This window comes from Burkholderia sp. BCC1977 (genome assembly GCF_905339595.1).
Taxonomy (GTDB): domain Bacteria; phylum Pseudomonadota; class Gammaproteobacteria; order Burkholderiales; family Burkholderiaceae; genus Burkholderia.
Window position 1 is genome coordinate 1 of sequence record NZ_CAJPGQ010000045.1, and the last position, 13,403, is coordinate 13,403.

14 protein-coding genes and 1 pseudogene are annotated in these 13,403 nt (G+C 67.6%); 10 read left to right on the forward strand and 5 right to left on the reverse strand.

Translation table 11 applies throughout. From position 1 onward, the window contains the following. From U5771_RS28370 to phaR, 3 genes and pseudogenes are all read left to right on the forward strand, one after another. Positions 1 to 223: pseudogene (locus tag U5771_RS28370) on the forward strand (acetyl-CoA C-acetyltransferase); the annotation flags it as partial. 119 nt (positions 224 to 342) lie between these two features. Continuing rightward, a complete protein-coding gene (locus tag U5771_RS28375) occupies positions 343 to 1,083 on the forward strand; it encodes a 3-ketoacyl-ACP reductase (RefSeq protein WP_322027044.1) in 741 nt (246 codons plus the stop codon). A gap of 118 nt (positions 1,084 to 1,201) precedes the next feature. Continuing rightward, the gene (gene phaR / locus U5771_RS28380) at positions 1,202 to 1,768 is read left to right on the forward strand and encodes a polyhydroxyalkanoate synthesis repressor PhaR (RefSeq protein WP_006478701.1); all 567 of its coding nucleotides are present in this window, start codon (positions 1,202 to 1,204) and stop codon (positions 1,766 to 1,768) included. Between the two features lie 353 nt (positions 1,769 to 2,121). On the opposite strand, the gene U5771_RS28385 is transcribed toward phaR, so the two are convergent. Further along, positions 2,122 to 2,376, reverse strand: a complete 255-nt coding sequence (locus tag U5771_RS28385; RefSeq protein WP_322027045.1) for a hypothetical protein — start codon at positions 2,374 to 2,376, stop codon at positions 2,122 to 2,124. Positions 2,377 to 2,656: 280 nt separating this feature from the next. Here U5771_RS28385 and rimO point away from each other — a divergent pair, with 280 nt between their 5' ends. The 4 genes from rimO (at position 2,657) to U5771_RS28405 (ending at position 7,005) form a co-directional block, all read left to right on the forward strand. After that, positions 2,657 to 4,018 (forward strand): 30S ribosomal protein S12 methylthiotransferase RimO, encoded by a 1,362-nt coding sequence (rimO, locus tag U5771_RS28390; RefSeq protein ID WP_322027046.1) that lies wholly within the window; start codon positions 2,657 to 2,659, stop codon positions 4,016 to 4,018. A 3-nt stretch (positions 4,019 to 4,021) separates the two neighbouring features. Further along, complete coding sequence (locus tag U5771_RS28395) at positions 4,022 to 4,948, forward strand: sugar kinase (protein WP_322027047.1); 927 nt, start codon at positions 4,022 to 4,024, stop codon at positions 4,946 to 4,948. Between the two features lie 219 nt (positions 4,949 to 5,167). Beyond that, the gene (locus U5771_RS28400) at positions 5,168 to 5,710 is read left to right on the forward strand and encodes a hypothetical protein (protein ID WP_322027048.1); all 543 of its coding nucleotides are present in this window, start codon (positions 5,168 to 5,170) and stop codon (positions 5,708 to 5,710) included. A gap of 113 nt (positions 5,711 to 5,823) precedes the next feature. Further along, on the forward strand, positions 5,824 to 7,005 hold the full coding sequence (locus U5771_RS28405; RefSeq protein WP_322027049.1) for a cystathionine beta-lyase: 1,182 nt from the start codon (positions 5,824 to 5,826) through the stop codon (positions 7,003 to 7,005). 79 nt (positions 7,006 to 7,084) lie between these two features. On the opposite strand, the gene serB is transcribed toward U5771_RS28405, so the two are convergent. Together serB and U5771_RS28415 are read right to left on the reverse strand one after the other, a co-directional pair. Further along, positions 7,085 to 7,930, reverse strand: coding sequence for a phosphoserine phosphatase SerB (gene serB / locus U5771_RS28410; protein WP_322027050.1), 846 nt, complete (start codon positions 7,928 to 7,930; stop codon positions 7,085 to 7,087). Positions 7,931 to 8,119: 189 nt separating this feature from the next. Then, positions 8,120 to 9,061, reverse strand: coding sequence for a LysR family transcriptional regulator (locus U5771_RS28415; protein WP_322027051.1), 942 nt, complete (start codon positions 9,059 to 9,061; stop codon positions 8,120 to 8,122). A gap of 123 nt (positions 9,062 to 9,184) precedes the next feature. Here U5771_RS28415 and U5771_RS28420 point away from each other — a divergent pair, with 123 nt between their 5' ends. From U5771_RS28420 to U5771_RS28430, 3 genes are all read left to right on the forward strand, one after another. Further along, positions 9,185 to 10,201 (forward strand): zinc-binding alcohol dehydrogenase family protein, encoded by a 1,017-nt coding sequence (locus U5771_RS28420; protein WP_322027052.1) that lies wholly within the window; start codon positions 9,185 to 9,187, stop codon positions 10,199 to 10,201. Positions 10,202 to 10,451: 250 nt separating this feature from the next. Then, entirely contained in the window at positions 10,452 to 11,003 is a 552-nt protein-coding gene (locus U5771_RS28425; protein WP_322027053.1) for a DUF6013 family protein, read from the forward strand. A 252-nt stretch (positions 11,004 to 11,255) separates the two neighbouring features. Continuing rightward, on the forward strand, positions 11,256 to 11,729 hold the full coding sequence (locus U5771_RS28430) for a PliI family lysozyme inhibitor of I-type lysozyme (protein ID WP_322027054.1): 474 nt from the start codon (positions 11,256 to 11,258) through the stop codon (positions 11,727 to 11,729). Between the two features lie 42 nt (positions 11,730 to 11,771). Here U5771_RS28430 and U5771_RS28435 read toward each other — a convergent pair whose 3' ends face one another. Both U5771_RS28435 and U5771_RS28440 read right to left on the reverse strand, forming a co-directional pair. Further along, on the reverse strand, positions 11,772 to 12,575 hold the full coding sequence (locus tag U5771_RS28435; RefSeq protein WP_322027055.1) for an ABC transporter permease: 804 nt from the start codon (positions 12,573 to 12,575) through the stop codon (positions 11,772 to 11,774). Beyond that, entirely contained in the window at positions 12,572 to 13,273 is a 702-nt protein-coding gene (locus U5771_RS28440; protein WP_322027056.1) for an ATP-binding cassette domain-containing protein, read from the reverse strand. The genes U5771_RS28435 and U5771_RS28440 overlap by 4 nt, the downstream gene beginning before the upstream one ends. Positions 13,274 to 13,403: the final 130 nt, after the last annotated feature.

Here is a 13,403-nt window from a genome sequence, read left to right on the forward strand (position 1 = left end):
CGCGGCGCAGGCGCTGGCGGTGCACAAGCAGATGGGCTGGGACACGTCGAAGGTGAACGTGAACGGCGGGGCGATCGCGATTGGTCACCCGATCGGCGCGTCGGGCTGCCGGATCCTGGTGACGCTGCTGCACGAGATGGCCAAGCGCGATGCGAAGCGCGGGCTGGCGTCGCTGTGCATCGGCGGCGGGATGGGCGTCGCACTCGCGGTCGAACGTCCGTAACCGGCCGTCCGTCACTGCGAAACCAATCCGGGCGCCGGCCGATTGCGGCTTCGGCCGGTGCACGTGAAGTCAGAGGGGCCGCCGGCGGCTCTCGAAACCAAGAAAATGGAGTGAGATTCATGTCTCAGCGAATTGCGTACGTAACGGGCGGGATGGGCGGCATCGGCACCAGCATCTGCCAGCGTCTGTTGAAAGACGGCTTCAAGGTGGTCGCGGGCTGCGGCCCGAACTCGCCGCGCCGGGTGAAGTGGATCGAGGACCAGAAGGCGCTCGGCTACGATTTCATCGCGTCGGAAGGCAACGTCGGCGACTGGGACTCGACCAAGGCAGCGTTCGACAAGGTCAAGGCCGAAGTCGGCGAGATCGACGTGCTGGTCAACAACGCGGGCATCACGCGCGACGTCGTGTTCCGCAAGATGACGCATGAAGACTGGACGGCCGTGATCGACACCAACCTGACGAGCCTGTTCAACGTGACGAAGCAGGTGATCGACGGGATGGTCGAGCGCGGCTGGGGCCGGATCGTCAACATTTCGTCGGTGAACGGCCAGAAGGGGCAATTCGGCCAGACGAACTACTCGACCGCGAAGGCCGGCATCCACGGTTTCACGATGTCGCTCGCGCAGGAAGTCGCAACCAAGGGCGTGACGGTCAACACCGTGTCGCCCGGCTACATCGGCACCGACATGGTGAAGGCGATCCGTCCGGACGTGCTCGAGAAGATCGTCGCGACGATCCCGGTGCGCCGTCTCGGTGGGCCGGAGGAAATCGGTTCGATCGTCGCGTGGCTCGCGTCGAACGACTCCGGCTTCGCGACGGGCGCCGACTTCTCGCTGAACGGCGGCCTGCACATGGGCTGAACGCGCGGGCTGCGCGGGCCGGGTGGCCGCGCAGCCCGGCGTTTCCGAAGGCCCCCGCCTCCCGGATCCGGGAGGCGGGGATTTGTCACTTGCGCTACGCTGCACTCAAAGGCGTTACATGACTACTACAAAGAAGACGGCCGAGCGGCTCATCAAGAAGTACCCGAACCGCCGGCTCTACGATACCGAGACGAGCACGTACATCACGCTGACCGACGTCAAGCAGCTCGTGCTGGAACAGGAGGACTTCAAGGTCGTCGATGCGAAATCGAACGAAGACCTGACGCGCAGCATCCTGCTGCAGATCATCCTGGAGGAAGAGAGCGGCGGCGTGCCGATGTTCTCGTCGTCGATGCTGTCGCAGATCATCCGTTTCTACGGTCATGCGATGCAGGGCATGATGGGCACGTACCTGGAAAAGAACATCCAGGCGTTCATCGACATCCAGAACAAGCTCGCGGATCAATCGAAGAACCTGTACGAAGGCAACGCGATGAATCCGGAAGTCTGGTCGCAGTTCATGAACATGCAGGCGCCGATGATGCAAGGGATGATGACGAGCTACATCGAGCAGTCGAAGAACATGTTCGTGCAGATGCAGGAGCAGATGCAGAACCAGGCGAAGTCGATGTTCAGCACGTTCCCGTTCAAGCAACCGGGCACGCCGGAGCCGGAGAAGAAGTAACGCTTGCGCGGCAGGCCGGCCGCGGCGGCACGTGCCGCCGGGCGGTCGGCGCCGCGGCGTGCGGCGGTGCGATCAGGCCGATCGTGTGCTCGGGCGCGACGGTGGTCGGTGGCCCGCTGCCGCAAGATGTCGCCGACGGTCGCTCTTGATCGTCGGCACCGAATGCCTGTGCCCTCGCGTGGCGCGGGCTTGATCGTCGTCCGGTCGATCGAATTCCAGATACTCAACGAAGCAAGACCCGCAGGTGTCGCGCCTAATGACGGCGCGCGGTCGTGCCGGTAAGGTCCGGTGCCGTTGCGTCGGGTTCGTGCAACGACACCGGGCGCGAAGCGGGTGCAGTTCGCCCGTATCGCTCAAAGTGCCGGATCGAAATCCTGATGGTCGTCCGCCGGAGGAAGATCGAGCACGAGCTTCACCGCGCAGTAGTTCGCCTTCAGCGAAAACACGCGGCCGATCACGAGAAACGTCTGCCGCGAATTCTCGAGCTCGACGAAGTCGCCGGGTTGCGGCACGTGGGCGCCCTGGTCATAGGAAAAGCTGGTGCTGGTCTGCTCGCCGATGGCTTCGGCGGCGTGCTCGGTAAATTCGATCGTGATGTGGGTGGTCATGCGAACCCCGTTGGGTAAGTGAAGAGAATGGATGCCGTGATTTTCGCATGGCGGCGGGGCTTGGCTGGGGGATTGTTGAGCGGTGGCGTGGGGTGATCGGGGCGTCGGCTCATCACAGGAGGCGTGAAAGGGTTGGATCAACCGTGCGTGGCGGCTCGATGGGCCCGTGCGCACCGCATATTGGGGGCGCCATCCACGGCACTCCGGCCGCCGGTTTTGCCTCGCTGACCCATAAATAGCTGTAAACTCACGCTTTTGCCGCCACGCCCCCACATTCCAGATGTCCCAGTCCCCCAAAGTAGGCTTTGTGTCGCTCGGGTGCCCGAAGGCCCTCGTCGACTCCGAACAAATCATCACCCAGCTGCGCGCCGAAGGTTATGAAATCTCCGGCACCTACGACGGTGCCGACCTCGTCGTCGTCAACACCTGCGGCTTCATCGACGAAGCCGTGCAGGAAAGCCTCGACGCGATCGGCGAAGCGCTGACCGAGAACGGCAAGGTGATCGTCACCGGCTGCCTGGGCGCGAAGTCGAGCGCCAGCGGCTCGAACCTGATCGAGGAAGTCCACCCGAAGGTGCTCGCCGTCACCGGCCCGCACGCGGTGGGCGAAGTGATGCAGGCCGTGCATTCGCACCTGCCGAAGCCGCACGACCCGTTCGTCGACCTGGTGCCGGCCGCCGGCATCAAGCTCACGCCGCGCCACTACGCGTACCTGAAGATCTCCGAAGGCTGCAACCACCGCTGCACGTTCTGCATCATCCCGTCGATGCGCGGCGATCTCGTGTCGCGTCCGGTCGCCGAAGTGATGCTCGAGGCCGAGAACCTGTTCAAGTCGGGCGTGAAGGAACTGCTCGTGATCTCGCAGGACACGAGCGCGTACGGCGTCGACGTGAAGTACCGCACGGGCTTCTGGAACGGCAAGCCGATCAAGACGCGCATGACCGACCTGGTCGCCGCGCTCGGCGAACTCGCCGCGCAGTACGGCGCCTGGGTGCGCCTGCACTACGTGTATCCGTATCCGAGCGTCGACGAAGTCATTCCGCTGATGGCCGAAGGCCCGTTCAAGGGCCACGTGCTGCCGTATCTCGACGTGCCGTTCCAGCACGCGCATCCGGAAGTGCTGAAGCGCATGAAGCGCCCGGCGAACGCCGAGAAGGTGCTCGAGCGCGTGCAGAAGTGGCGCGAGATCTGCCCGGACCTGACGATCCGCAGCACGTTCATCGCCGGCTTCCCCGGCGAGACGGAAGAGCAGTTCGAAACGCTGCTCGACTTCATCCGCGAGGCGGAACTCGATCGCGTCGGCTGCTTTGCGTATTCGCCGGTCGAAGGCGCGACCGCGAACGACCTCGACGGCGCGCTGCCGGACGACGTTCGCGAAGCACGCCGCGCGCGCTTCATGGAAGTCGCGGAGGAAGTGTCGGCGCAGCGCATCCAGCGCAAGGTCGGCAAGACCCTCAAGGTGCTGATCGACGAAGTCAGCGCGGAAGGCGGCATCGGCCGCACGGCGGCGGATGCGCCGGAGATCGATGGCGTTGTGTATGTCGAGCCGGCGACGAAGGCGTCGAAGCGCTACAAGGTCGGCGATTTCGTGTCGGTGAAGATCACGGGCGCGGATGGCCACGACCTGTGGGGCGAGGTTTAAGCGATGACCGCAGCATTTCCGCAGATCCTCGCGCTCGGCGAGGCGATGATCGAATTCAACCAGTCGCAGCCGGGCCGTCCCGAGTTCCTGCAGGGCTTCGGCGGCGACACGTCGAACTTCTGCATCGCCGCGGCGCGCCAGGGTGCGTCGACGGGCTTCGTGTCGGCGATCGGCGACGATCCGTTCGGCCGCTTGCTGGCCGACATGTGGGCGGCGGAGCACGTCGATACGACTTACGTACGAGTCGACCGCGCGGCGCCGACCGGCGTGTATTTCGTCACGCACGGCGCTGACGGCCACCAGTTCGACTATCTGCGCGCGGGCTCCGCGGCGAGCCGCTACGCGGTGGCCGACCTGCCGCTCGATGCGCTGGCAGCGGCGAAGGCCGTGCACCTGTCGGGCATCAGCCTCGCGATCAGCGCGGCTGCGTGCGACGCCGCGTTCGCGGCGATCGACCACGCGCACGGCAACGGCGCGCAGGTCAGCTTCGACACGAACCTGCGCCTGAAGCTGTGGCCGCTGCCGCGCGCCCGCGCGGTGATGCGCGAGGCGCTGCGCCAGACGGACATCTGCCTGCCGAGCTGGGACGACGTCACGGCGCTCACGGGTGCGAACGATCGCGACGCGATCGTCGATGCGATGCTCGAACACGGGCCGCAGGTCGTCGCGCTGAAGCTCGGCAAGGAAGGCGCGTACGTGGCGACCCCGAACGAACGGCGTGTGGTGCCGGGCTTCGCGGTCGAGGCCGTCGACGCGACGGGCGCCGGCGACTGCTTCGGCGGTGCATTCGTGGCGCGGATCGTCGCGGGCGACGATCCGTTCGCGGCCGCGCGTTATGCGAACGCGGCGGCGGCGCTGTCGACGACGGGTTATGGCGCGGTCGCGCCGATTCCGCGCCGTGACGCGGTGGAACGCCTGATGCAGGGCTGACGCGGATCACGCACGCCGGCCCCGGCCCCGCACACGCGGCGCACGCATTCGACACCCGGATGACGGGCGACACGCAACGTGAAGGTGGCCGGCGGCGTGCGTACCGCGATCGGCGTTTGCGCAGCGGCGATCGCCATGCGTGCGTGACGATATGCATCGGCGGCGGGCAGCGCATCGCCGCGATTTTCGAGCGAATCTGAAGCAAGGGAGCAACACAAGGTGGGTCGATATTCGGAATGGCAACGGGCGCTGCTGATCGCCGGCGCGCTGGCGGCGGGCGTCGCGATGCCGGGCGTGGTCGCGGCACAGGCCGCGGCACCGGGCGCGCAGCAGGATGAAGCGGTGCCCGCACGGCCGCTGCGGCCGAATCCGGAATTCGCCCGCCTGCCGCGCTACGAGGGCAAGCTCGGCGATCGACCGATCGTCGTGCATCTCGGCCCGAAGACGGACGAGGCGGGCGTGCACGGCGAATACCAGTTCACGGACACGGGCGAGGTGGTCCTGCTCGCCGGCGATCGCGACGGCGACACACTCGAGATCGAGGAGTCGAACGACGGCACGAACATCACGGGCGTGTGGATCGGCCGCTTCGATGCGGCGGGCGACCTGAAGGCCGACCGGATGAACTCGGACGAATCGGATCCGCAACCCGTCGTGCTGCGCCTGGCGCCGGGCAAGCGTGCGGCGCTGCAGGTGCGCGACGGCCGCGTGCAGGAAATCGAGACGGTCGGCGGCGTCGTCAACCTGCGTACCGACGACTGAGCGAGCGCTGGCTCGGTGCGTGCGGCGCGCATTGTACCGGGCCAATCGCGCCGATTTTGACTAATCTACCGACCTATTCCGCAACCGAACGGTCTTTTCCCCAGCCTCTTGCCATGACTGCATCCACTCCGAAGCGCGCACTCCAGACCCGCATCGTTCAACCCGACGACGTCATTCCGGACGGCTTCCGTTCGTTCGTGCCGCCGGTCGAGCGTGCATCGACGGTCGTGTTCCCCGATCTCGCGACGATGCGCGCGCTGGTCTGGCACAACGACAACCAGTGGCGCTACGGGCTGCATGCGACCCCGACGTCGCTCGCGCTCGCGCAGCGGCTCGCCGAGATCGAAGGCGGCACGCACGCGCTGCTGCAGCCGTCGGGCCTCGCGGCGATCATGAACGTCTATTTCGGGATCGTGAAGGCGGGCGACGACGTGCTGATCCCGCACAACATCTATGGGCCGAACGCCGACTTCGGCAGCTGGCTCGCAAAGGATTTCGGCATCACCGCGCGCTTCTACGATCCGCTCGTGGGTGCCGGCATCGCCGACCTGATCCAGCCGAACACGCGGCTGATCTGGATCGAGGCGCCGGGCTCGGTGACGATGGAAGTGCCCGACGTACGTGCGATCACGACGGTCGCGCAAGCGCGCGGCATCGTTACCGCGATCGACAACACGTATTCGGCCGGGCTCGCGTTCAAGCCGTTCGAGCATGGCGTCGACATCTCGGTGCAGGCGCTGACCAAGTATCAATCGGGCGGCAGCGACGTGCTGATGGGCGCAACGATCACCGCGAACGCGGAGCTGCAGGCGCAACTGAAGCTCGCGCGGATGCGCTGCGGGATCGGCGTGTCGGTCGACGACTGCTCGCTCGTGCTGCGCAGCCTGCCGAGCATGCAGGTGCGCTTCGACGCGCACAGCAAGAGCGCGCTCGCGCTCGCGCAATGGCTGAAGGCGCGGCCGGAGATCGCGGCCGTGCTGCATCCGCAGCTGGCGGACTGCCCGGGTCACGCATCGTTCGTGCGCGACTTCACCGGCGCGGGCGGGCTGTTCTCGGTGGTGTTCGACGAACGCTACAGCGCCGCGCAGATCGATCGCTTCGTCGAAGCGCTCGAGCTGTTCGCGATCGGCTGGAGCTGGGGCGGCGCATGCAGCCTCGCGATGCCTTACGACGTGGCGTCGATGCGCACGGACTGGCCGCATCGCGGCACGCTGGTGCGCTTCTACGTCGGTCTCGAAGACGAAGCCGACCTGCGTGCGGACATCGAACGCGCGATGCAGGCCACGCTCGGCTGAGCACCGGATCCGAGCAAAATACAAAACGCCCGCGCGATGCGACATCGCGCGGGCGTTTTTCATGGGCGGCTTGCGCGGATCAGAACAGCCGCAGCAGGCCGTCGAGGCCGACGTGGTCGAATGCGACGGTGGCCGCATCGCGCACGACGGGCTTCGCGTGGAACGCGACCGACAGCCCGGCTTCGGCCATCATCTTCAGGTCGTTCGACCCGTCGCCCATCGCGATCGCGCGGCTCGGCTCGATGCCGAGCGACGCACAGGTGTCGCGCAGCATGCGCGCCTTCACGTCCGCGTTGACGATCTCGCCGAGCACCTTGCCGGTCAGCTTGCCGTCGACGATCTCGAGCGTGTTCGCGTGCGCGTAGTCGAGGCCGAGGCGCGCCTTCAGGCGCTCGGTGAAGAACGTGAAGCCGCCCGACACGAGCAGCGTCTTCAGGCCCGTGGCCTTCACGCCGGCGAGCATCGTCTCCGCGCCCGGCGACAACTGCAGCCGTTCCTCGTACACGCGCTCGAGCGCCTGCGCGTCGAGCCCCGCGAGCAGTGCGACGCGGCGCGTGAGGCTTTCGTTGAAGTCGCGGATCTCGCCGCGCATCGACGCTTCGGTGATCTCGGCGACCTGCGTCTTCAGCCCGCAGAAATCGGCGATCTCGTCGATGCATTCGATCGTGATCAGCGTCGAATCCATGTCCATCACGACGAGCCCGAACTCGCCGAGCGTACGGCCGGCTTCGACGAAGCCGAAGTCGAGCGCATGCGTGCCGCAGTACGCGTCGATGTCGAGACGCTGCGCGGGGTTCGCGTTTTCGATGCGCAGCGCGTGATCGTCGGTCTGCACGATGCGGGTGCCGCGCGACAGCGCGAGCAGCGGTTTGTGATGCGCGTCCGACAGCGGCGCGAGACTCTGGATGACGAGGTTGTGGGTCATGACGGAATGTTTGGAAGCGAATGAAACGCGTGCGCGGCCGGCGTGCGGCCGCCTGCGAACGCGGGCCCCGTCTGGCGTCGGGCCATTGCGTCGCGAACGCGCCATTGTAGCCGGTTGGTATCCGATCGCGACCGGATCGTGGCGGACACCCGGCCGGCGCCGCCGCACGCTCCGCTTACAGGATCGCGTTCATCGCCCGTCCTCGCGATCCCAGTAAGGCGGATCGCCGAAGTGCTCGGCCAGGAACGCGATGAACGCGAGCGTCTTGAGCGGCACGTGCGCACGGCTCGGATAGACGGCCCAGATCGCGACGTCGTGCGCGAACGGGTAGTCGTCGAGCACGGTGACGAGCGCGCCGCTCGCGAGCAGCGGGCCGACGTCCCAGGTCGACTTGATCGCGATGCCGAAGCCGTCGACGAGCGCTTCGCGGATCGCCTCGCCGTTGCTCGCGACGAGCCGGCCGCCGACCCTCACGGTGAGCGGGCCCTGCGGCGTGGCGAACGACCAGTCGCGCTGGTCGCCGAGGATCACGCATTCGTGCTGCGCGAGGTCGGCCGGATGGCGTGGCGTGCCGTGTTCGGCGAGATACGCGGGCGAACAGCACAGCACGCGCCGGTTCGCGGCGAGCTTGCGCGCGACCAGCGTCGAATCCTTCAGCGCGCCGAGGCGGATCGCGACGTCGTAGCCTTCGTCGACGAGATCGACGATCTCGTCGGACAACCGCAGGTCGAGCGACACGGACGGGTAGCGGCGCAGGAACGCGGGAATCACGGGCGCGACATGCTGGCGGCCGAACGACGACGACATCGACACCTTCAGCCGTCCGTACGGCTCGCTGCGGCCGTGGCCGACCGACGCGCGTGCGGCGTCGGCGGCCGACAGCAGCGCCTCGGCGCGCGCCATGAAGACTTCGCCGTCCTGCGTGAGGCTGATGCGGCGCGTGGTGCGATGCAGCAGGCGCGCGCCGAGCTGGCGCTCCAGCTGCGCGATGCGCGCGCTCGCGACCGCGGCCGACACGCCGAACTCGCGTCCGGCCGCGCTCACGTTCGCGAGCAGCGCGGCACGCACGAACAGGCCGACGTCGAGCAGGTCGAGCGGCTTGTCGGGGGCCGGGATCGAATCGGACGCCATTGTTCTGAAATTCCTGAAAATGTTTCAGGAAATATAGCGGTTTTCTCGAAGGATCGGGCCGCCTACGATGGCATGCATGGGGCTGCGCCGCAGCCCGCCCGATTTCCCTGAAGGAGTGTCGTGATGAAAGCCGTTGGACTGACCCGTTACCTGCCGATCGACGACCCGCAGGCACTCGTCGACGTGGAACTGCCGCAACCGGTGCCGGGCCCGCGCGACCTGCTCGTGAAGGTCGAGGCGATCTCCGTGAACCCGGTCGACACCAAGGTGCGCGCGCCGAAACCGCAGGTCGAGGAGACCCCGCGCGTGCTTGGCTGGGATGCGGCAGGCACGGTCGTCGCGGTCGGTGCCGAGGTCACGCTGTTCCGGCCCGGCGACGAGGTGTTCTACGCGGGCAGCATCACGCGCCCCGGCGCGAACGGCGAATTCCACGCGGTCGACGAGCGGATCGCCGCGCTCAAGCCGCGCTCGCTCGATTTCGCGGCGTCGGCCGCGTTGCCGCTCACCGCGCTGACCGCGTGGGAGGCGCTGTTCGACCGATTGCGCGTGTCGCCGCAGGGCGCGGACGCGGGCAAGTCGGTGCTGATCATCGGCGGCGCGGGCGGGGTGGGTTCGATCGCGATCCAGCTTGCGAAGACGCTCGCCAGGCTGCGCGTGATCGCGACCGCGTCGCGGCCGGCGTCGGCCGAATGGGTGCGCGCGCTCGGCGCGGACGACGTGGTCGATCATTTCGGCGACCTGCCCGCGCAACTGCGTGAGATCGGCCATCCGAACGTCGACTACGTGCTGATCTTCAACGACACGGACCGTCATTTCCCTGCCGCCGCGGAAGTAATCCGGCCGCAGGGCGGCATTTGCACGATCGTCGAGAACGAGAAGCCGGTTCCGGTCGAGCAACTGAAGGCGAAGAGCGCCGCGTTTCACTGGGAATTCATGTTCACGCGCGCGATGTTCGAGACGCCGGACATGATCGAGCAGCACAAGATCCTGAGCGAGGTGGCCCGGCTCGTCGACGGCGGCACGCTGCGCACGACGCTCGGCGAACAGCTCGGCACGATCAACGCCGCGAACGTGCGGCGCGCGCACCAGTTGCTCGAGGCCGGGCGCGCGATCGGCAAGCTGGTGCTGAGCGGCTTCTGAGTGCCCCCAAGCCTGTCGCGTCGCGCCAGGCGCCCCGACGGGACTTCCTTCGGAGCGGAAGACTTGGGGCGGCCCGGCGTTTTCGTGCGAGCCGGCGTCGCCCGTACGGGATGCCGCGTCGCGAACGCAAGCGGGGTAACACCCGATGCGTTTGCGGCGCATTGCATCCCGCTTGGCGGTAGACTGACAACGCATCATGCATCGAAAACCGCGCGGCACGCGCGTGCCGCCGCATTACAAGGAGGTCAGCATGAGCCAGCGCAGCTTGTCAGTCGCCGCATCGTGGTCTGCCGTGTTCGCGGCGGCGTGCGTCAGCGCGAGCGTATTCGCGGCGCCGCCGGTCAAGGGCAGCCTGAAGGGTGGCGGGACAGGGCAGCTCGAATACACCGTCAAGGTCGACTCGAAGACCTTCGGCAATACGCAGGAGACCCGCAAGATCCGCTCGGGCGAAACGGACGACTTCAACTGGAAGTCGGTGCCGCCGGGCGGCGCGATCGCGATGCCGGACGGTTGCCCGAACGCCGACAACCTGCCGCGCGACGCGAATGGCGCGATGGTGCGCCAGACCCAGGTGCGGCTCGCGCCGTCGGTCGACGCGAAGGGGATCGCGAACGTGCAGATGAGCTTCCAGGCGGCCGCGCCGAAAGGCACGCGCAACGTGAGCGCGGGCGGGAAGTCGCTGCAGTGCCCGGACGTCGTGTCGGTGAGCCAGGTCAAGTGGGTGTCGGTTTCGACCAATGGCGGGTCGAAGTCCGTCACGATGAGCGACGGCACGAAGGTGACGGTGTCGATCAAGCGCTGAGCGGGGCGCGCGGGCCGGCGAGGCGTCCGGTGCGCGCGCAACCAGCGGCGGTGCGCATCCGGGCGATCCGGGCAGGGCCGTGCGTGACGGTTTCGTGGCGCGCGGTTTCGTGCTTTTCCGCCGTTCGATGTCCGAGTTCGTCACGCCCGCCACGAGCCGATCGTGCGGCCATTCACCGGGCGGCTTGCGTGACGTCATGCGGATGTCGCGTTATCCTGCTGGCATCCTCCATCTTCCCCGAACGATATCCCGATGAAACTTCGCATGCGCGTGCTGCTGTCGGCCGCTGCGTTCGTCGCTGCCCACGCGCAGGCGGCCGACGATTGCAGCTTCGTGAAGAAAGTCGCGCTGCCGTCGCGACAGCAGACCGCCGTCGTGTCGAGCGGCGCGCTCGAACCGTGCTCGACCGGCAGCTATGCGGTGCGCGTGTATTCGACCGCGCATGCCGCACCGGGCTTCGATACGGACGACTACGTGACGGGTGTGCTGCATGCGCGTGACGGCACCGTCGCCGACGCATTCACGACCGATCTCGGTGCCCGCGCGCCGCAGGCGCTCGTCGTCACGACGCGCTCGGCGGGCAGCGGCGGCTACGTCGGTGCGCAGGCCTATGTGACGACGCCGCGCGCGGTGCGGCTCGTCGCGTCGGTCGACGGGCTGGCGCCCGACGCCGACGTCACGGCCGCGTTGCGCCAGGCCCTCGGCAAACGCCGCGCCGCTCCCTGATCGCACGTCACGCGGATGCCGCGTGCATCGCAGCACCGCGGGTCAATGCGCGCGTTCCTCGAGCCGCGATGCAAGAAAGCGGTGGTCGGCCGAGAACAACCGGCGATACGTCATCAGCACCGCGCCGACGGTGCCGAGCGCGGACGCCGCGGCGATCAGGAACATGATCACGATCTGGTAGCGCACGGCCTGCAGCGGCGACTGGCCGGCCAGTACCTGGCCCGTCATCATCCCCGGCAGGCTCACGACGCCGACGACGGCCATCTGGTTGAGCGTCGGCAGCATGCCAGCGCGCACGGCCTGGCGCGCGGCGTCCTGCGCGGCTTCCCAGCGTGTCGCGCCGAGCGCGAGCGCGGTCTCGACGCGGTCGCGTCGTGCGGTCAGTTCGTCCATCATCCGTTCGACGCCGAGCGACACGCCCGTGAGCGTATTGCCGAGGATCATCCCGAGGATCGGGATCGCGTACTGCGGTGCGTACCACGGATGAATGCGGATCACGACGAACAGGCCGACCGCCGCGACGAACCAGCTGCTGAACCAGATCGACGCGATGCTGTCGATGCGCTGTCCGCGATACGTGTGCTTGCCGCGACCGGCGCCCGCGAAGCCTGCGATCAGCGTCATCAACGCAGTGAGCGGCAGCACGACGGTCCAGTGCGGATGACCGAACACCCAGCCGAGCACGTAGCCGATCGCGAGCAGCTGCACGACGGTGCGCACGGCGGCGAGCGCGAGCTTGCGCCCGAGGCCGAGCGACAGCGCGGCCGAGATCGCGCCGTTGACCGCGACGAGTGCGGCGGCGATGCCGACGTCGACGAGACTCAGGTCCTGCAGTGCCGGGCTCATCGCGCCGCCTCCGTCGTGCTCGCTGCGTGCAGTACGCCCGCCTGCATCACGAGCCGCATCATGCCGATCCGCGCGGCCTGCGCCGGATCGTGCGAGATCCACATGTAGGCGCGCGCATCGGGCGCCGCGTCGAACCAGGCGCCGACGAGCGCTTCGATCGCGCGCGTCGAGTCGGGGTCGAGCGCGGACGTCGGCTCGTCGAGCAGCAGCACGTCGGGGTCGAGTTGCAGCACGCGCAGCAGCGCGGCGATCTGCGCTTCGCCGCCCGACAGTTCGCTCGCCCGCTTGTCGAGAAAATCGGCGCCGCGGCCGGCGCGCGCCGCGAGCGCCTCGCCGCGTGCGCGGTCGAACGTCACGTCGCGATAGATCGCGAGCGAATACGGGTAGCGCAATTGCGCTTCGACGGTACCGTCCATCTGCGCGGGCCGCTGGCGCACGTAGGCGACGCTGCGCCGGTAGCGCGGAATCGCGCCGCGCCTGATCCGCTGGCCGCGCCACAGGAGGTGGCCGCCGTCGAGCGGATCGAGCAACGCGAGCGCGCGCAGCAGCACGCTCTTGCCGGAGCCCGACGGTCCCGTGACAGCAATTCGCGATCCCGCGGCGAGGCTGAAGTCGGTCGGCGCGAGCAAGGTCTTGCCGCTGCCGGCGTCGCGGCGCGTGATGTGCTGCGCTTCGATGAGACCGTTTGGGGCTGTCATGTCACAAATGAAAAAAAGCGTTAATGGCGCCGAAGCGTGGCCACGGCGTGCGTCATAATACCGATTGAAAAGCCGCCAGTGTCGTGCTTCGTTCACTCACGCACGTGGCCCGACATGGCGTGCACACTCT

What these genes read in the sequence shown, in the direction of transcription:
- U5771_RS28375 (WP_322027044.1), top strand. Translation starts at nt 343, where the DNA reads ATGTCTCAGCGAATTGCGTACGTAACGGGCGGGATGGGCGGCATCGGC.
- phaR (WP_006478701.1), top strand. Translation starts at nt 1,202, where the DNA reads ATGACTACTACAAAGAAGACGGCCGAGCGGCTCATCAAGAAGTACCCG.
- U5771_RS28385 (WP_322027045.1), bottom strand. Translation starts at nt 2,376, where the DNA reads ATGACCACCCACATCACGATCGAATTTACCGAGCACGCCGCCGAAGCC.
- rimO (WP_322027046.1), top strand. Translation starts at nt 2,657, where the DNA reads ATGTCCCAGTCCCCCAAAGTAGGCTTTGTGTCGCTCGGGTGCCCGAAG.
- U5771_RS28395 (WP_322027047.1), top strand. Translation starts at nt 4,022, where the DNA reads ATGACCGCAGCATTTCCGCAGATCCTCGCGCTCGGCGAGGCGATGATC.
- U5771_RS28405 (WP_322027049.1), top strand. Translation starts at nt 5,824, where the DNA reads ATGACTGCATCCACTCCGAAGCGCGCACTCCAGACCCGCATCGTTCAA.
- serB (WP_322027050.1), bottom strand. Translation starts at nt 7,930, where the DNA reads ATGACCCACAACCTCGTCATCCAGAGTCTCGCGCCGCTGTCGGACGCG.
- U5771_RS28415 (WP_322027051.1), bottom strand. Translation starts at nt 9,061, where the DNA reads ATGGCGTCCGATTCGATCCCGGCCCCCGACAAGCCGCTCGACCTGCTC.
- U5771_RS28420 (WP_322027052.1), top strand. Translation starts at nt 9,185, where the DNA reads ATGAAAGCCGTTGGACTGACCCGTTACCTGCCGATCGACGACCCGCAG.
- U5771_RS28425 (WP_322027053.1), top strand. Translation starts at nt 10,452, where the DNA reads ATGAGCCAGCGCAGCTTGTCAGTCGCCGCATCGTGGTCTGCCGTGTTC.
- U5771_RS28430 (WP_322027054.1), top strand. Translation starts at nt 11,256, where the DNA reads ATGAAACTTCGCATGCGCGTGCTGCTGTCGGCCGCTGCGTTCGTCGCT.
- U5771_RS28435 (WP_322027055.1), bottom strand. Translation starts at nt 12,575, where the DNA reads ATGAGCCCGGCACTGCAGGACCTGAGTCTCGTCGACGTCGGCATCGCC.
- U5771_RS28440 (WP_322027056.1), bottom strand. Translation starts at nt 13,273, where the DNA reads ATGACAGCCCCAAACGGTCTCATCGAAGCGCAGCACATCACGCGCCGC.